Origin of the sequence: Chondromyces crocatus (genome assembly GCF_001189295.1) — a bacterium.
Taxonomy (GTDB): domain Bacteria; phylum Myxococcota_A; class Polyangia; order Polyangiales; family Polyangiaceae; genus Chondromyces; species Chondromyces crocatus.
This window is the reverse complement of record NZ_CP012159.1, coordinates 3295485-3312441: the sequence shown is the minus strand read 5'-3', so window position 1 is coordinate 3312441 and position 16957 is coordinate 3295485. Positions and strand designations below refer to the sequence as shown.

The window sequence follows — 16957 nt, the reverse complement described above, 5'->3', positions numbered from 1 at the left end:
CTCCAACCGCTCGGACCGCGCCTCGCCCCGGGGAGAAGTCCTCCCCAACCGCCTGGACCGCGCCTCGCCCCGGGGAGAAGTCCTCCCCAACCGCCTGGACCGCGCCTCGCCCCGGGGAGAAGTCCCGGACCTGACGTCCCGGGAAGAACGCCAACCTGACCTCACGGTGAAGACGGGGGCGGAGATGGGGGCGCGGCCGGCTTCGTGCCGCGGGGGAGGAGTTCGAGCACGCGGTCGGCTTGCCGGAAGTCGAAGCGGGTCAGGAAGCTCAGGCCGAGGAGGCCCTCGATGCCCGGGCTCAGCTCGTCGACCACGATGGCGGGGACCTGGCGGGCCTCGACGCCTTCGACGGCCACGGAGGGGAGCAGGACGAGGTGGCCGGTCTTGCGGCCGTTGGCGGTGCGCAGGACGACCTCTTCGGCGCCGCTCAGGCGGACACCGAGGCGGTCGGCGAGGACGCGCGGCAAGGTGACGTGACTCGCGCCGGTGTCGACCAGGAACGCGGCAGCTTCCTGGCCGTTCACCTTGACCTTGGCGTGGAGCACGCTCTCGTTCGGTTTCATCCGGATGATGGCGCGAGCGTCGGCGGAGCCGGTGCAGTTGCCTTTCTGTTCCAGGGTTCGCACGCGCTCGTCGAGGCCGGCGGCGAAGGGCTGGGTCTTGTGGAGGAAGGCGAGCTGCTGGAGCGCCGAGGCGGCCTCGCAGAACTTCCCTTGCTTCTCGTAGAGGGTGGCCAGCTCGGTCGGGACGTCGACGGCGTGGGGGTAGAGCAGGTAAGCCTGCTGGAAGTCGGAGATGGCGGCGTCGACGTCGCCCTTCATCTGGTGGTTGCGGCCGCGGTAGGCGCGGTAGAACGAGTTGTAGGGCTCGGTCTCGACGAGCTGGGTGAAGGCGACGTCGGCCTCGTTCCACTCGCTCACGTTCTGGTGGGCGCGCGCCATGAGGAGGGTGAGCTTGTCGTGGGCGCCGCACTTGTCGTGGAACGCCTTGCCGCGGGTGATGACCGCGCGGTTGTCGCCGGTCTCGAGCAGGAGTTCGAGCAGCTTCTCGGCTTTCGCGCGGTCGCACGGCTCCTTCGTCAGCGCGCCATCGAGCTGGAAGATCTCGTTGGTGTGCTTGCCGTGGTCGTAGGGGGCCTCGTAGCTCCGGTAGACGAAGAAGGTCACGAGTCCGGCCACGCCGAGGCCCAGAAGCGTCAAGGCGGCGCGCACGTACGGGGCGCGGCGACGGCTCTTCATGCACCTGGCGCAGTACGAGTCCATCGCCTCCTGGACCCGACAGACGGTGCAGAGGGGGACGTAGCAGCGGGCGCAGGAGGCCGTCGCTGGCGCCTCGGGGTGGGCGTGGCACGTGGGACGCTTCTTGGCCATGATGGTCTGAAATGCGCCGGAGCTGACGGGATCGCAAGCTCTGCCGTTTGCTGGACCACCAAGGAGCCTTCAAAGGGGGTCGACGGGGTGCGACGAGGGCTGTCGGGCTCTGCTCAGAAGGGGCCTTTTCTCGGCGGGCTGCGGTAAGGGCCGCCGTTGCCCTCGGCGGTTGCGGGGCAGAGGCCCACGACGCGCTCGATTTCGCGGTCGACGAGCGCTGCCCAGGCCTCCATCGCGGGGGGGTGCCAGGCGCCTTCGGCGCCCATCGTGGGGTGGAGCAGCGAGAGGCAGTCGCACTCGTCCTCGGGGTGCTCCGGGGTGATGACCAGATCGTCGGCCTCCCAGTCGATCTCGACGGAGACGCGAGCGCGGTGGCCGAAGGAGCGGATGGACCAGGGGATGAAAGCCAGCGCGCGGCCCAGGCGACAGCCGCGGGCGTCGGCGACGAACCTGTAGCGGCAGCAGAGCGCAGCGACGGGCACGACGGCCCAGGCGTGAAAGTAGGTGAGCTCGCCACCCAGGCCGAGCCACCGGAGCACGGTGCAGACGACGGCAGGGAAGACCAGCGAGCCGCCGAAGAGCACCACGAAGGCGCTCATCACGTCGAAGCCACTCACGACGACACGATCCGCATGCACCGCCAGCTTCATGGCGCACTCCTTGGTCGGATCATCAGGAAACGCGAGGCCTCGACGCGAGGGCGCTGCCAGTGTTTCCCGTGTTCTTCAGAGCTATCGAGATCCTGTGAGGGGTCTTCGATGTTCTGTTTTTTGGTTTTACAACCAGCAAACTAGGTGCGCAAGGGGTGAGCCGTTCGGTGTACGATCGGGGGGTATGGGGCGCCCGAGGAACACCGAGCTTCGCCGCGCGCAGATCGCGGATGCGTTCATCGCGGTGGTGGCCGACGTGGGCGTGGATGCCGCGACGGTGCCGGCCATCGCAGAGGCGGCGGGGCTGTCGCCAGGGCTGGTCCACTACCACTTCGAGACGAAGGACGAGATCCTGCCGCTGGCGATCGAGCGGCTCTCCTTGCTGCTGGAGATGCGGATCGAGGGGCGTCTGCGCGCAGCCGGAGACGATCCGCGGGCGCGGCTGCACGCGCTGGTGAACGCGTGGCTCGCGCGGGACGAGAGCGCGGATCCGCGGGCGGTGCGGGCGTGGGCCGCGCTGGGGGCGGCAGCGGCGCGTAACGCAGACGTGCGGGCGTTGACCGCGGCGTTCACGGGGCGCGTGGTGGAGCGGTGGGAGCGCGAGGTGCTCGCAGCGCTGTCGCCGGAGCGGAGGGAGCGAGCGCGCGACATCGCGACGACGCTGGTGCTGGGGATCGAGGGGGCGCTGCGGGTGGGGACGATGAGCGATGCGCTGGCGCCTGGGGATGGGGCGCGGCTGGGGCGCGCACTGGTGGACGCGCTGCTGGCGCCCTGAGGGGCTGGTGGGAGCGCTTCGCTGGAGAGCGCTGCTGGCTGAAGTTTGCTGCTGGCTCGGGATGCGCTGGATGAAGGGCCGACCAGGGGGGTGGATCTGGAGTGCCCCACCTCGGTGCTGGAGGTCGCTGGGAGGAGCCTCGGTCGTGAGCGGTGGGCGCTGCGGCGAGGAGCGGAATTCGAGGGCGGCACGGGGGTTGCTCTGCGCGTGCGGCGAGTGAGGCCGCGGCTCGTCGCGGAGAACCCATGCAGGACCACGGACCGCTTCTGGCGGGGAACGCGAACGAGTCGGACCTGAGGCACGCGGAGTCGCTGCTCGGTCGGGTGCTCTCGAACCGCTACCGGATCGATGCGCTGCTGGCGATGGGCGGGCTCGGGGCGGTGTACGTGGGCGAGCACGTGCACATGCACAAGCGGGTGGCGCTGAAGGTGCTGCACGCAAGCTCGGAGCAGGACCCGGAGATGGTGCGGCGCTTCGAGCGGGAGGCGATCGCCGGGGCGCACGTGCAGCACCCGAACGTGGCGACGGCGACCGATTTCGGGGAGCTTCCGGGTGGATCGTACTTCCTGGTGCTGGAGTACATCCAGGGGACGAGTCTGTCGGAGATCATCCGGCGGGGGCCGCTGCCAGTGCCGCGGGCGCTGCACATCGCACGGCAGATCGCGGCAGGGTTGGAGGCGGTGCACACGATGGGGATCGTGCACCGGGACGTGAAGCCGCTGAACGTGATGGTCGCCGAGGGTCAGGGCGATCTGGTGAAGCTGATCGACTTCGGGTTCGCGCGGGTGCCGGTGGATCGGCTGGCGTCGGCGGACGGGGTGCGGGTGCTGGATCTGCCGAAGCGGCTGACGCGCGCCGGGAGGGTCTTCGGGACGCTGTCGTACCTGGCGCCCGAGGCGGCAGAGGGGATGGACGCGATCGAGGCGCCCGCGGACCTCTACGCGCTGGGGTTGATGTTCTACGAGATGGTGGCGGGGAAGCCGCCGTTCGAGGCCGAGAACGCGATCGAGCTGTTCGAGCAGCAGCGGTTTGCGCCACCGCCGATGATCGCGGAGCGGTCGCCCGGGGTGAGCGTGCCGATGCCGGTGGAGCTTCTGATCCTGCGGCTGCTGGCGAAGGATCCGAAGAAGCGGCCGCAGGATGCGAGCGCGGTGATCGAGGCGATCGACGAGGCGGCGGCGGGGCTCGGGCTGGATCTCATGGGCGGGACGCGGTCGTCACGGCTGCCGGGGCGAGGGGGGTCACTGATCCCGCCGCCAGGTGGGGGGACGCTGGGGGGGCAGCTCGCGTCGATCCCGCCGGTGGCGACGGGAGCGTCGATGCCGCCGCCAGGGATGCCAGGGATGTCGACGCCGCCGCCTGCGGTGAGCGCGGGCAGGGTGTGGGCGGAGCAAGGCGCGCTGGCAGCGCGAGCGGCGCGGGCGGCGCGAGAGGCGAAGTACGCTGGGGGCTTGCGAGGGGCTGGCGCGGGGCGCCAGGACGGGAAGTGGACGTGGGTCGGGGCGTTCGCGGTGGGGGCGATGCTGTCGCTGGGGACGGTGTTCGGGGTGGCGCGGCTCGGGGCGGTGGAGGCGGCGTCGGCGGCGTCCATGGCGACGGCGCTCCCGCTGGGGAGCTTGCCCGAGATCGCCGTCGAGGCGGAGACCGCGCCGGAGGCCGAGCCGGAGGTGGTGGCGACGGCCGTGGTGGAGCGGGAGGCGCTCCTCGCGTCGGTGACGGTGGTGGATCCGGCCGTGGGCGCGGAGACACTGCTGGCGCTGCTGGAGCGTGAGCCCGGGGCGCTGCGGGAGCGTCCGATCGCGGTGGCAGCGCGCGAGGTGGCGGCGGCCATCGGGCGGGTGGACGGGGAGCTCACCGATCGGGTGTTCGACGCGCTGGCACGGCGGGCGGGCAGCGAGGGGCTGGACGTGCTCTACGAGGTGATGGCGAGCCGGGGGACGACGCCGCCAGCGCGGCGGGCGGCGGCACTCCTGCGGGATCCGGAGATCACGCTGCGGTCGACGCCGACGATGCAGGTGGCGCTGGATCTGCGGCTGGCGCGCTGTCGGGACAAGCTGGGGCTGCTGGAGCGGGCGGTGGAGGAGGGCGACCGGCGGGCGCTGGTGGCGCTGGAGGCGAACGTGAAGTTCTGCTTCCAGAAGCACCCGCTGGTGGCGAGCGCGACGCAGCGGCTGCGGGATCGGTTGAACGGGAAGTAGCGGGCCGAGGACGAGAAGCCACGGGCGTGAGCCGCCACCGAGGCCGCGCAGAGGAGCGGTGGGCGACGTGCGGTGGCCTGGGTGCTATGGGGAAAAGCGCGGTGGGCATGGGTCCACCGTCCTCGCATGCTGACGTCGTCCCGCTTTGCTCTGGTCCTCACCGTTTTGAGCGCGCTGCCTGCGCGAGCAGCGTGGGCCAAGACACCCATCGACCCCAAGGCCCAGGCTGCCAGTGCAAGCCGGCAGGAGAAGTCCGGGGGGGTCGCGGCGCCAGTGGCCGGGGAGCCGCTGCGGTTGCTGACGGCGCCGGGGGGCGAGATCTACGCGCAGATGCCGCAGGGGACGGTGGTGGGCCTCGCGTCGGGGTCGGTGGTGGTGGATGCGCGCTCGGATGCGCAGGGGCGGCCGACGACGGGGCGTGTGGTCTGCGCGGCAGGGGCGCGCTCGGGGGGCGGGAAGGCAGGCGCAGGCGCAGCGGGTGGGGCGGGCGCGAAGGCAGACGTGAAGGCGGGGGCGGGAGGCGGCTCAGGGGGTCGCAAGGCGGCTCGGCCAGTGGCGCCGCCACCGCGCATCGCCTGCTTGCACGTGAGCGCGACGCGGGATGCGGAAGGGCAGCCGGCGTCGCAGACGCTCACGCTCACGGACAGCGGGGGGCTGCGGCGGACGATCACCTCGGGTGAGGGCGAGCGCTACCAGGTGGAGCCGCTCGGGGTGCAGCTCGGGGCGGAGGGGGCGCTGCGGCTGGTGTATGCGGAGACGCGGGAGCGCGAGGGGCGGGTCGGTAAGCGTTACGTGCTCGTCGATGGGGACCGGGAGGTGAACGTCTCGGAGGGGTTCGAGGTCGACCGGGGTGAGGGGCCGGCGATGGGCGAGGTCGAGCCCGGGGCGCATCCGGTGCAGCTCGTGGAGGTGGGCGGGCAGCTCTGGCTGGTCCACCAGGAAGGGAGCGCGATCGTGGCGCACCCGCCGGACGAGGATCCGGTGGAGGTGGCGTCGAGCGCGGGGCCGGGGTTCCGGGCGGTGGTAGGGCCGGATGGCTGGCTCTACGTGCTTTACCAGGAGCCGGTGAGCGGGGTGGCGCGGGTCGCGGTGAGCCAGGAGGGGCGTGCGTGGCGCAGCGTCACGCTGGGGAGCAGGGAGAGCGGGCTGGAGCTGGACGCGGCGGCAGGGCCGGATGCGGTCTACGCCGTGTTCACGTTCGGGCACGGGGGCGTCGGGGGGCTGCGCTCGGTGGCGCTGCGTGATGGGCGGCGGGTGAGCGGGGACGTGACGCTGGCGCGGGACGATCACGATGGCGTGGGGAGGCGTCCGCGGCTGGCGATCGCGCCAGAGGGCGCGGGGTGGTTGACGTTCCAGCGGCCGACGGCGCGCTCGGCGCAGACGTGGAGGCGGTTCACGCACCCGGAGGAGCTGCTGGATGGTGCGGTGGAGCGCGGGACGTGGCTCGGGGAAGGGCACCGGAGCTACTACCTGGAGACGGGCGCGGGCTCGTGGCTGAGCTTCTGGCACCTGGGGAGCCCGGTGCCGTCGCTGGAGGCGGCGAACGGGGTGTTCGTGGAGCCGCCCGAGTACGACGTGGGGATGGCGCTGTTGCTCTCTGCGAGCGTGGAGGCGCGCTGGAAGTCGGCGCACTTCGGGCTGAGCTACGCGCAGGGGGTGGTGGACGCGGCGGCGGAGAACATCGGGGACTCGACGGGGATCCTGACGAGCGCGATCAAGGTCGACGACGTGGTGTGGGGGCACGATCTGGAGCTGAGCGTGCTGTGGGGCCGGTACCGAGGGTCGACGAGCGTCATCGTGGCCAGCGGGGAAGGCGGCGCGATGGAGATCCGGTCGAGCTACGTGGACACGCAGCTCATGGCGCACAACAAGTGGCGCATCAAATACGGGCTCGCCTACACGCACCAGAACCTGCCGGCGCTGGTGCACACCTGGATCTCACCGGAGCGCTCGACGCAGTACGGGTTCTCCGGGAGCTTCCTCCGCGACGTCACGTTCAACAACCTGTCGCTGATGCTCGGCTACTCGAAGCTCGATCATGTCGACACGCACCGGGACCACTACAGCGGTCTCTTCCTGGATGGCGCGCTGGGAGGGGGTGTGGCGTTCTACAGCCACGATCCAGCGAACACGAGCGTCGGGCCCATCGAGAGCGGGGTGACGTTCCACCTGCGCAGCAACGCGCGGGTCGGCTGGATGCTCCTCCACCGCTGGGCATCCCTCGGGGGCTTCGGGCTCTACGTGCGGCCGTCGTATGTGGCGGAGTTCGGGTTCACGGGCTTGCCCACGGCGCCGTCGTCGACCGAGGACGAGTTCGAGACGTCGACCTACAGCGCGCTCTCTCTGCTCTGGCTGCGACACGGTCCGTCGATCGATGTCGGCGCCGTCTGGTGAGGCGTGTCCCGGTCACGATCGGTCCGCGGGTTGTAGACCACCTCGAAGCTGGTCACCCGGCCGCCGTCCCGCTTGGGACGTCGGTTCATGAGCAGGGCAGCCCGAGGGCGTTCGTTGCTGAAGCCGTCGCAGACGCCCGTGATCGTGCCCTCTTCGAGGTGGCAGGGGTACAAGGTGCTGCTCTCGATCACCATCCTGCCAGGCACCGCCTCGACCACACGCCAGGCGCCAATCAGAGCGTCCGGCGCGTCGTGGTGGGCAGCCCGGAAGGCAGGATCGAGGCCCATGACGGCGTCCGTGACGCTGCGGACCGAGGGAGGCCAGGGCATGGTGGCGTAGATCTGCCGCCCCACCTTGAAGAGGGTCGCCGGGCCGACCTCTTCCTGGATGAGGTAGAACGCGGCCAGCAGCTTCCACTGGGGCCAGGGCTCGCCTTCCTCGTAACCGAGGCGCTGGAAAAGGCGCTCCAGGAACGGTCGGAGCATGGTGAACGCGCGACGCAGGACGGTCGTGTTCAGAGGGGACGCCGTGAGGCTCCGTGGGAGCCGCTCCCGGATCTGGAGGGGCAACACCTTCCAGAGCAACGGGTCGATGGCCTCGATCTCCTCCCGGGTGACGAAGATGCTCATGGCGGCTCTCCCCTACGCCTGCGCTTTCGGGTTACTTCAACCTGCCGGTCGCTCCAGGTCCCACATGAGCTACCTGCGGGGAATACTCCGAGTATAGCAGAAAGCGTACCTCTGCACGGCGCACCCGCTGGAATCACGCGCGTCGCGTCAAGCGGTGCTCCGAGCACCTCGCGGTGCGCGTCACGCGCGTTTCATGCACGGTGCGCACGTGACGCGTGTCGCGCGTTCCATGTGCGCCACGCGGTGCGCATCACGCGTCGCACTCGTCACGCATGCCGGATGTGTGCGGCGCTCCAGACGCGTGGCGCACTCCAGATGGGAGGCGATCCAGACGCGCCGCGCCCACGCACGCCGCGCCCACGCACGCCGCGCCGCCGATGCGCATCGCCATCGACACGCATCGCGCGCTCGGGACGCGTCACACGCCCCACACCGTTACATGCATCACGGGTCTCGGCGCGCCGTGGCGCGCGTCACATCACGAGGCGGGCGCGGGGGCTTCTTCGAAGACCTTCAGGCCGTACTTCTCGAGGCACCACAGCACGCCGATCAGCAGGCTCCTGCGGTCGTTCACGAAGGAGGGTTGCTTGCCTTCGAAGGCGTGACCCACGAACTGAAAGCCCCAGCCCACGGTGAACATGCCCGCGGCGAGGGGGAGGCCGATGAGGGTCGCCCCCACGGGGAAGCTGCCGACGATCAGGGGAATCCCGATCTTGTGGCACGCCTGGTTGCGCGGGTCCTGGTGGTCTTCTTTGTAGCGGCGGAGCACGTCGCTCCACGCGGCGTCGAGCTGGATCTTGGCCATGGTGCCTCCTCGGTGGGGACTGTATCGCCTGCCGCTCAGCGGGCGTCCAGCATGGCCGCGGCGATGGCATCGTACGCGGCGGGGCGCGCCCTGCGGATGGTGTCGGTGGTGCGCGTGGGGTGCACACGGTTGGTGAGGAGCACGCCCACGAGCTGAGCATCGGGATCGATCCACAGGCTGGTGCCGGTGAAGCCGAGGTGGCCGAAGGTCGCGTGCCCGAAGCGGTTGCCCGAACTCGGCGTGGGGCCGCTGCGGCTGTCGAAGCCGGCGCGCAAGGATCCGCCAGGGCGGGGGCGGAGGAGGGGCGCGAGGTCGGCGGCGGAGAGCCAGCCAGGGCGCTCGCCGGCCAGGGCCTGGAGCAAGGCGACGCCGAGGTGCGCGACGGCGAGGGCGTCGCCGAAAAGGCCAGCGTGGCCCGCGGAGGCGTCACCGACGAGGGCCCAGGCGTTCTCGTCGTGGACCTCGCCGCGCACGATGCCGCCGCGGAAGGGGGCGCGCTCTGTGGGCGCGACGCGTTCGTCCCAGTGGGCGTCGACCCGACGGAACGCGCGGGCGGAGGCGATGGCGGGGCAGGCGCGGCCAGGTGAAGGGGTGAGGCCGAGGGGCTCGGTGACCTCGCGGGCCACGAGGGCGTCGAGGGGGAGGTCGGCACGGCGCGCGAGGGCGGCGCCGAGGAGGAGGTACCCGAGGTCGCTGTACACGGGGGGGAAGCCGTCGGGTGGAGGGGCGCCCGCGCAGTCGACGCGGCGGGCGCTGGCGGCGATGCGGAGGGACTCTTCGAGGTCGGCGGCGCGCCCCTGGAGGAGGGGGGCGTAGAGGGGGCGGTGGCCGTCGAGGCCGGCGCGGTGCGAGGCGAGGAGGTCGAGCGGTGCGTCGGCCGAAGGAGTGTCGGACAGCTCGGGGAGGAGGTCGCGCAGGGGCTCGTCGAGGCGAAGGACGCCGGCGCGTGCGAGGCGCACGAGGGTGAGGGCGGTGAGGGGTTTGGTGACGGAGGCGAGATCGAAGACGGTGTCGTGGGTGACAGGGGGGGCTGCGGGGGAGGCGCCAGGTGGAGGCGTGGCGTCGAACCAGAGGCGACCGGCGACGCCGAGGCCGTGGACGAAGCCGTCAGGTCGGCCAGGTCGTCGGACGGCGGCGGCGACGCTGGCGCCAGGCGCGGTGCGAAGCTCGTCGACCACGAGCGCGGCGATCGGCGCGAGGTCGTCGGCGGAGGAGAGATCGAGCACCGGGGCAACCATCACCCGAGGATGCCAGGAACGGTGGGATCGGGGTATTGGCGCCGCCATCGGCGAGCGCAGGCCCGCTTCCAGTCAAGTTTTTGACCCTTCAGCGAAAGGATCCCTATCCTGGGGCTCCCGGGCGACGCGGGTCTGCCGCGCCCAGGCGAAAGAAGCTGGATAAGGGGTATGGCAGAGTTCGTTTGGGAAGCGCGCGGGCGAGCCGGCGAGGTTCGCAAGGGCACGATGGAGGCGGAGAGCGAGGCAGCGGTGCTCAACCGGCTCCGCGCCCAGCAGCTCAACCCCACCCGCGTGAAGAAGAAGGGCGCAGGGCTCAACCTGAAGCTCTCGTTCGGATCGGGCGTCGAGGCGAAGGAACTCGTCAAGTTCATCCGCCAGTTCGCGACGATGATCGATGCCGGTCTACCGCTCGTCCAGTGTCTGGAGATCCTCTCCAATCAGGAGCCGAACAAGATCTTCCAGGCGGCGCTGAAGGACATCAAGAACACCGTCGAGCAAGGCGCCACGTTCAGCGACGCGCTCCGGCGGCACCCGAAGATCTTCGACGACCTCTTCGTGAACCTGGTCCAGGCCGGTGAGGTGGGCGGCATCCTCGACAGCATCCTGAACCGGCTCGCGGTCTACATCGAGAAGAACGTCAAGCTCGCGCGGCAGGTGCGCGGCGCGCTCGCTTACCCGTCCGCGGTCATCGTGATCCTGGTCCTGGTGATGATCGTGCTGCTGACGTTCGTCATCCCGTCCTTCGAGACGATGTTCGCCGAGTTCGGCGCGAAGGACGCGCTGCCGAAGCTCACGAAGATCGTCATCGGGGTGTCGAAGAGCTTCGTGACGTACCTGCCGGTGCTGGTGGTGGGCGCGGTCGCCAGCATCACCGCCTTCGTCTACTTCTACCGTTCCCCCTCAGGGAAGCGGAGCATCCACCGCCTGATGCTCAAGCTCCCGATCATCGGGCCCGTGCTGCAGAAGATTGCGGTCGCACGCTTCACCCGCACGCTGGGCACGCTTCTCGGCTCCGGTGTGCCCATCCTCGACGCGCTCGACATCGTCGCCAAGACGGCGGGGAACGTGATCGTGGAAGAGGGGCTGATGTTCGCTCGGCAGAAGATCTCCGAGGGGAAGAACATGGCCGAACCGCTCAGCGAGGTGAAGGTGTTCCCGGGCATGGTCGTGCAGATGATCGCCGTCGGTGAGCAGACCGGGGCGCTGGACACCATGCTCAACAAGATCGCCGACTTCTACGAGGATGAGGTCGACGTCGCCGTCGCAGCGCTGACGTCGCTGCTCGAGCCGCTCCTCATGGTCGTCGTCGGAGGCGTGGTCGGGGTCGTGCTGATCTCGATGTACCTGCCGATCTTCGATCTCGCCGGGAAGATCAAGACCGAGTGAAGACGGACCGCGAGCGCGCCGCAGCCCACGCAGGTGCGCCGCTCGCGACGCGGCTCACGTGGCTGACCGCGCTGCGCCTGCTCGTCCTGACCATCCTCCTCGTCGTCGCCGCCGCCACATACCTGGGGGGGTTCACGCCAGGTGGCTTCTCCAGCCTCGTCGCGCTGACCACGGTGGCCACGGCCTACGGCGTGGCGGCCGTGTATGCGGTGTTCCTCCGCATGAAGCGCGCACTGCCATCAATCGCGCACGCTCAGCTCGTCACCGACCAGATCACCTGGACCGCGCTCGTCTACATCACGGGAGGCGCGTCGAGCGGGGCAACGTCGCTCTACGGGCTCACCTGCCTCACCGGAGCGATCTTGCTCGGGCTGCGCGGGGCCGCGGTGGCCGCCGTGGCGGGCGCCGGCGCGTACGGGCTGCTCTGTGGCGGGTTCATGCTCCAGGTGCTGCCCGTCCCGACGGATCAGCCCTTCGACGCCTACCTGACGCAGTGGAGCGCGATGCGCTACACGATCTTCGTCAACCTGCTCGCCATCGTGGTGGTCACGCTGCTGGCGAGCTACCTGGCGGAGCGCCTGCGCACGACCGGAGGTCGGCTGGCCCAGGCGACGGCGCGCGCAGAGCAGGCCGAGCGCCTCGCCATGCTCGGAAGGCTCGCTGCAGGGCTCGCGCACGAGATCCGCAACCCGCTCGGCTCGATCGCAGGTTCCATCGAGCTGCTCCGCACGGGGGGCACGCTCTCGGCGGAGGACCGTCAACTCTGCGAGATCATCGAGCGCGAGACGCAGCGCCTCAACGAGCTGGTCGGCGACATGCTCGATCTCTCACGCCCGCGGGCCCCCGCGATGGAGCCCATGGATCTCGTGGCCACGATCCACGACGTGGTGATGCTCGCGGGTCGCTCGGGGAGAGGGGGTGACGTGACGGTGCGCTACGAGGGTCCCAAGGTCTCCGTGGTGCGCGCAGATCCCGCGCAGCTGCGGCAGGTGGTCTGGAACCTGGTGCGCAACGCGGTGCAGGCGAGTTCCGCGGGCGCCGAGGTGGTGATCGCCCTCTCGCGCGAGGCCTCGGACCGCCAGGTGCTGGAGGTCCGTGACCACGGGCGCGGGATCCCCTCCGAGGCGCGGGAGCGGCTGTTCGATGCCTTCTTCACCACCCGCTCGCACGGGATCGGCATCGGGCTGGCGGTGGTGAAGCGCATCCTCGACGATCACCAGTTCTCGGTGGAGGTCGAGAGCCAGGAAGGCCAGGGCACCACGTTCAGGGTGTTGCTCCCCAGCCACGCTGTGCATCTGGACATGGATACGAGCGAGCCCCTGCCCGTGTCCGAGCGCCTCCCTCGCTCTCGCGCCGTGCTGTAGAGCCCGTCGCCCATGGGCGCTCGTGACGCTCTCCAGCCAGCACGTCAAGGCGACCCACCACCGAAGCCGTCGGGCAAGTCGAGGCGCAAAGAGGCGTCCGGGAGCAGCTCCACGCGGTCGGGATCCAGGGCGATGCGGGGCTCGGCCTTTCCCGCGTCGAGCACGACGTAGTTCGGGAAAGAGCTGGAGGTGGAGGGCTCGGGCGGCGCCGAAGCAGGCCCTGACCCGTCGCCCTGGCGCGCAGCGAGCAAGCCGAGCCCGAAGGACGCGAGGGCGATTGCTGTGGCTGCCAGCAAGAGGCGAGTCCTCTGGGAAAGGGCCATCGGGGCGGGGCTTGTACTCCGGTCAGGCGCGGACGGGGGGACGGAGCGATGCACCAGGCAGCGATCCCGACGCGCAGGCCAGGGGACCTGTGGCGTGATGTTCACGCGTGGACGTCCGGCCGCTTGAATAGAGGCTCGGGGTCGCGCGTCTCATGGACCGGCCAACGAATTGCATCACCGATTGCGCGAGCCCAGGGCCGGCACTATCAAGCGGCCTGCCCCCAAGGCTCGGACGGAAGAAGGGAGACGATCGACGTGACACGCAGGAAGGTCCAGCTCTTCGCAGCGGTGCTCTCGCTCTGCTCGCTGACGCTCTCGGGCGTGGCTCTCGCCGGAGAGGCGACGGATCTGGTCAAGGCGAAGCAAGCCTCGCTGTTCCAGGTCATGAAGCAGGACACCAGCACGAGCAACCCGAAGGTCACCGCCCTCTTCGACGAGATGCTCGACTACCAGGCGCTCGCCGAGGCCTCGCTCGGAAAGGAGTGGGGCGCACGCACCGACGCCGAGAAGGCGGAGTTCAGCGGTCTCTTGAAGCAGCTCGTGCGCAAGTCGTACGAGCGCAACCTGCGCAAGACGCTGAACTTCGACATCCAGTACGTGAGCGAGAAGCCCGCCGGGGATCTGGTCCTGGTCGAGACCAAGGCGGTTTCGAAGGAGAAGAAGGCCCGGAACGACGAGCCGGTGGTCATCCAGTACAAGCTCGTCAAGAAGGACGGGGCCTGGCGAGTACGCGACATCGTCACCGACGACGTGAGCCTGGTGTCGAGCTACCGGTCGCAGTTCACGAAGATCGTCAAGAAAGACGGCTTCCCGGCACTCATCAAGAAGATGAAGGACAAGCTGGCGAAGAACGAGACCTGAGCCTCGGAGCAGGCGCTCATGCCTCTCCGAGGATGACGACCTGCCGCGTTGCAGAGTGCTCGCCCGTCGAGGAGGGGCAGCAGGGTCACCTCGCTGCCCGCGAAACTCGCCCGGAGTGGTCCGGGATTGCTAGCCTTTGCGGCCATGGCGGCCGGACAGAGGCGCGGAGCAGGAGCAAGGGCGCTCGGGAGAGCACCCAATCTCCGTGCGCCTGCTGGCGGGCCACAGCGCTCCGAGGCGCCGACAGGAGGGAGCGGCGGAGACCGGCCCCTCTTGCGGCTGGCGCTGAACCGGGGCGCGCTGGCGCTGGAGCTGGCGGAGCCGTTCCAGCTCGGGCCGTTCTCGCTGACCGAGCTGGTGGTGCGGATCCCGGGGCTCCGCTTCCCGCTCGATCTGTCGGGCGGCGTGGCGCGCTTTCGCCACCGGCGCGGCGCGCTGGAGCGGCTGGTGCTGGAGGTCCGCACCACGGAGCTGGGAACGTGGCTCACGCCGCGGCTGCGCGGGCTGCTCGGGGCGGGGCCCACCGAGCTGGAGGTCGCGCCGCTCCGGGGATCGGCCCCGGCGCCTCGTCTGGCGTTGCCAGGGCAGGCGCCTCGTCTCGCCAGCTCGCCCGGGGTGCTGCTGGCGCTGCGGGTGGGTGAGGCCGCGCTCGCCTTCGATGTGGTGATCGCGCCCGGGGAGCGCGATCTGCGGCTCATCCCGGAGCGGGCGCGTGGCGTGGGGCTGGGCGCGCCGCCGCACGCGCTGGCGCTGCAGGCGCTGATGGCCGGCTCGGGCCCAGGAGCGCAGCTTCTGGGGGGCGCGGTGGTGGTGGCGGACGCGGTGGCGCGGGTGGTCCGGGAGGCGATGCCCGCGGCAGGAGCGCGCGCGCCCGCGGTGGACGCAGTGCGCTGGACGGAGCTGACAGCGAGTGCCGGGACGCTCCGGTTCGAGGCCGTCGCCGAGGCCCCGCCGCCAGCGCTGGACGACCGCACGTTGAGCGCGCTGGAGGCCGCCGAGATCGCGGCGGACGGGGATCGTGCGGCGGCCGAGGGCGATCTGGACGCGGCGCGGCAGGCCTACCTGTCGGCGCTGGAGCGCGCACCGAGGCACCGGGAGCTCGCGACGCGGGTGGCGTGGATCGACTGCGTGGTGGGGGAGCGGGCCGAGGCGGCGCTGGCGACGCTGGTGGAGGCGATGCCGGCGGTGGATGCCGGGGTCCTGGGCGCGGAGCTGCTGGAGGCGGTGGGCGATCGGGATGCGGCGTTCACGGCGCTGGAGCGAGCCGCGCACGGGGAGCCGTACGGGCCGCTGTCGGCGCTGGGGTGGCTGCGGGCGGCGCGGCTGAGCGAGACGCCGGCCATGCGGCTGCAGGCCCTCGACGAGGGGGTGGCGCGGGCGCCACTGCTGGCGGAGCTGCGCTGGGCACGGCTGGAAGCGAGGCTCGACGTGGCCGACGCGCGGGGGGCGATGGCCGACGCCGAGCACCTGGAGGCGGCGACGCGGGGGGCGCAGGCGCGGCATGCGGTGTGGCGGCGCGCGGCCGAGGCGTACCTCGCCCGGGGGCACGCCGCCGACGCGCGGCGCTTGTTCGAGCGAGCGCTCCGGTATGCGCCCGACAGCCCGGAGGCCGCACTGGGCCTGGGGCGCTCGCTGCGCGCGGCAGGCGAGGGTCGGCGCGCGCTCGACCTGCTGGCCAGGGCGCGCGCACTCGCCGAGCGGCGCGGGCAGACGGTGGGCGCACTGGAGCTGGAGCTGGCGCGAGGGCTGGCCGAACTCGCGAACGACCGCCCCGCGGCGATCGCGCGGGTGCACGGGATTCCCCCGGGCACGCCGGAGGCGCTGGAGGCCCGGCTGCTCGAAGGGCGGTGGCGGGCGGAGCTGGGTGATCCCGAGGGAGCGTCACTCTGCCTGAGCCGGCTGAGAGCAGCCGTGGAGATGGGCAGCGCGGAGCTCGTGGCGGGGCCCGAGGCGAGCCGGGTGGCGTCGCTGCTCGCAGAGGCGGCCGAGATCGAGGAGCGTGAGCGGGGCGATCTGCTGGCGGCCCAGCTCCACCTCGGGCTCGCCATGCGGCTCTCCCCCCGCCACCCGGGCATCGGGGCGGCGTTCCGCCGGGTGACGGCAGAGCTGAAGCGTCCAGCACCTCCACCTCGACCCGCGCCCCTTCCGGCCGCACCGTCGAGCGCTTCACACCGAGACCCGTACGCGGGCGCGCGGGACGATGAGTTCCAGGCAGCGGATCACCATCCGCAGCCTGCGGCCCCTGCGCCGCGCACTGCCGGACACGAGCGTGAAGGCGCGACCCATCGTCGCCACGCGAGGGGACACGAGCGCCACGCCGTGGAGCTGACGCCGGAAGCGCTGAGGGCACCCCGGCTGCCCGCGTGGGAAGACACCTCGGCCGAGGAGCCCACGTACGACCACGAAGGACTCGAGCACGAGGCGCACGACCCGTCGGCCCCCTACGGGTATGAACAAATCGCAGGCGGCGTCAGCCACGACAGCTCTCCTGGCGACGAGGACGACAGCTCTCCCGACGACGAGGACGAGCTGCCCTCCAGCGAGGAGGCATCCACCCCCCACCACGACGCCCGCCCTCGCCCGCCACCGCAAGGCGCTCCCCAGGCCTGGTGGACCCAGCCCGAAGACGAGGTGGGCTCCCCCGCCGGCGAGCCGAACCCCGAGGACGAGCAGCTCGTGGAGCGGCTGACCGAGCGGCTCCGCGCCGACCCGCACGACCAGCAGATCACGCTCGACCTGGCGGCAGCGCTCGCACGCCTCGGCCGCGATCTCGACCTCCTGGCCTTGCTCTCCGCCCGCATCGAGGAGGGCGACGACGCGGTCCGCGACCAGCTCACCCCGCTGCGGCGCGAGGTGCTCCAGCGGCTCTCGCTGCAGGCCCGGGCGGCGGGGCGCACCTCCGAGGCCGAGCTGTACGAGATGATGCTGGAAATGCCCTGATCGACGCAGCGCACCACGTCGGCT

13 protein-coding genes are annotated in these 16957 nt (G+C 71.1%); 7 read left to right on the top strand and 6 right to left on the bottom strand.

Translation table 11 applies throughout. From position 1 onward, the window contains the following. Positions 1-161: 161 nt before the first annotated feature. Both CMC5_RS12315 and CMC5_RS12310 read right to left on the bottom strand, forming a co-directional pair. Positions 162-1370: a retropepsin-like aspartic protease gene (locus CMC5_RS12315; protein ID WP_050430590.1), complete on the bottom strand. Its 1209-nt coding sequence runs from the start codon at positions 1368-1370 to the stop codon at positions 162-164. 113 nt (positions 1371-1483) lie between these two features. Next, positions 1484-2020 (bottom strand): hypothetical protein, encoded by a 537-nt coding sequence (locus CMC5_RS12310; RefSeq protein WP_050430589.1) that lies wholly within the window; start codon positions 2018-2020, stop codon positions 1484-1486. A gap of 184 nt (positions 2021-2204) precedes the next feature. Here CMC5_RS12310 and CMC5_RS12305 point away from each other — a divergent pair, with 184 nt between their 5' ends. The 3 genes from CMC5_RS12305 to CMC5_RS12295 all read left to right on the top strand — a co-directional run bounded on the left by CMC5_RS12305 (position 2205) and on the right by CMC5_RS12295 (position 7387). Further along, positions 2205-2795, top strand: a complete 591-nt coding sequence (locus CMC5_RS12305; RefSeq protein ID WP_050430588.1) for a TetR/AcrR family transcriptional regulator — start codon at positions 2205-2207, stop codon at positions 2793-2795. A gap of 245 nt (positions 2796-3040) precedes the next feature. After that, the gene (locus CMC5_RS48460; protein WP_050430587.1) at positions 3041-4993 is read left to right on the top strand and encodes a serine/threonine-protein kinase; all 1953 of its coding nucleotides are present in this window, start codon (positions 3041-3043) and stop codon (positions 4991-4993) included. A 126-nt stretch (positions 4994-5119) separates the two neighbouring features. Continuing rightward, positions 5120-7387 carry a hypothetical protein gene (locus tag CMC5_RS12295; protein WP_050430586.1) on the top strand — a complete coding sequence of 756 codons (2268 nt, stop codon included), beginning with the start codon at positions 5120-5122 and terminating at the stop codon, positions 7385-7387. Here the strand turns inward: CMC5_RS12295 and CMC5_RS12290 are convergent. From CMC5_RS12290 to CMC5_RS12280, 3 genes are all read right to left on the bottom strand, one after another. Next, entirely contained in the window at positions 7321-8016 is a 696-nt protein-coding gene (locus CMC5_RS12290; RefSeq protein ID WP_050430585.1) for a hypothetical protein, read from the bottom strand. The genes CMC5_RS12295 and CMC5_RS12290 overlap by 67 nt on opposite strands. Before the next feature lie 478 nt (positions 8017-8494). After that, the gene (locus CMC5_RS12285; RefSeq protein WP_050430584.1) at positions 8495-8821 is read right to left on the bottom strand and encodes an Mpo1-like protein; all 327 of its coding nucleotides are present in this window, start codon (positions 8819-8821) and stop codon (positions 8495-8497) included. Positions 8822-8856: 35 nt separating this feature from the next. After that, entirely contained in the window at positions 8857-10059 is a 1203-nt protein-coding gene (locus CMC5_RS12280) for a serine hydrolase domain-containing protein (protein ID WP_050430583.1), read from the bottom strand. A gap of 168 nt (positions 10060-10227) precedes the next feature. Here CMC5_RS12280 and CMC5_RS12275 point away from each other — a divergent pair, with 168 nt between their 5' ends. Further along, positions 10228-11445 carry a type II secretion system F family protein gene (locus CMC5_RS12275; protein WP_050430582.1) on the top strand — a complete coding sequence of 406 codons (1218 nt, stop codon included), beginning with the start codon at positions 10228-10230 and terminating at the stop codon, positions 11443-11445. Further along, positions 11442-12809 (top strand): sensor histidine kinase, encoded by a 1368-nt coding sequence (locus CMC5_RS12270; RefSeq protein WP_082362413.1) that lies wholly within the window; start codon positions 11442-11444, stop codon positions 12807-12809. The genes CMC5_RS12275 and CMC5_RS12270 overlap by 4 nt, the downstream gene beginning before the upstream one ends. A gap of 44 nt (positions 12810-12853) precedes the next feature. On the opposite strand, the gene CMC5_RS12265 is transcribed toward CMC5_RS12270, so the two are convergent. Next, positions 12854-13105, bottom strand: a complete 252-nt coding sequence (locus CMC5_RS12265; RefSeq protein ID WP_050430581.1) for a hypothetical protein — start codon at positions 13103-13105, stop codon at positions 12854-12856. 282 nt (positions 13106-13387) lie between these two features. On the opposite strand from CMC5_RS12265, the gene CMC5_RS12260 reads away from it, so the two are divergent. Both CMC5_RS12260 and CMC5_RS48455 read left to right on the top strand, forming a co-directional pair. After that, positions 13388-13993 carry an MlaC/ttg2D family ABC transporter substrate-binding protein gene (locus tag CMC5_RS12260; RefSeq protein ID WP_050430580.1) on the top strand — a complete coding sequence of 202 codons (606 nt, stop codon included), beginning with the start codon at positions 13388-13390 and terminating at the stop codon, positions 13991-13993. 144 nt (positions 13994-14137) lie between these two features. After that, positions 14138-16933 (top strand): tetratricopeptide repeat protein, encoded by a 2796-nt coding sequence (locus CMC5_RS48455; protein WP_156338514.1) that lies wholly within the window; start codon positions 14138-14140, stop codon positions 16931-16933. Positions 16934-16957: the final 24 nt, after the last annotated feature.

Excerpts from the sequence above, each read along its gene's own strand:
- CMC5_RS12315 (WP_050430590.1), bottom strand. The coding sequence starts at position 1,370 with ATGGCCAAGAAGCGTCCCACGTGCCACGCCCACCCCGAGGCGCCAGCG.
- CMC5_RS12310 (WP_050430589.1), bottom strand. The coding sequence starts at position 2,020 with ATGAAGCTGGCGGTGCATGCGGATCGTGTCGTCGTGAGTGGCTTCGAC.
- CMC5_RS12305 (WP_050430588.1), top strand. The coding sequence starts at position 2,205 with ATGGGGCGCCCGAGGAACACCGAGCTTCGCCGCGCGCAGATCGCGGAT.
- CMC5_RS48460 (WP_050430587.1), top strand. The coding sequence starts at position 3,041 with ATGCAGGACCACGGACCGCTTCTGGCGGGGAACGCGAACGAGTCGGAC.
- CMC5_RS12295 (WP_050430586.1), top strand. The coding sequence starts at position 5,120 with ATGCTGACGTCGTCCCGCTTTGCTCTGGTCCTCACCGTTTTGAGCGCG.
- CMC5_RS12290 (WP_050430585.1), bottom strand. The coding sequence starts at position 8,016 with ATGAGCATCTTCGTCACCCGGGAGGAGATCGAGGCCATCGACCCGTTG.
- CMC5_RS12285 (WP_050430584.1), bottom strand. The coding sequence starts at position 8,821 with ATGGCCAAGATCCAGCTCGACGCCGCGTGGAGCGACGTGCTCCGCCGC.
- CMC5_RS12280 (WP_050430583.1), bottom strand. The coding sequence starts at position 10,059 with ATGGTTGCCCCGGTGCTCGATCTCTCCTCCGCCGACGACCTCGCGCCG.
- CMC5_RS12275 (WP_050430582.1), top strand. The coding sequence starts at position 10,228 with ATGGCAGAGTTCGTTTGGGAAGCGCGCGGGCGAGCCGGCGAGGTTCGC.
- CMC5_RS48455 (WP_156338514.1), top strand. The coding sequence starts at position 14,138 with ATGGCGGCCGGACAGAGGCGCGGAGCAGGAGCAAGGGCGCTCGGGAGA.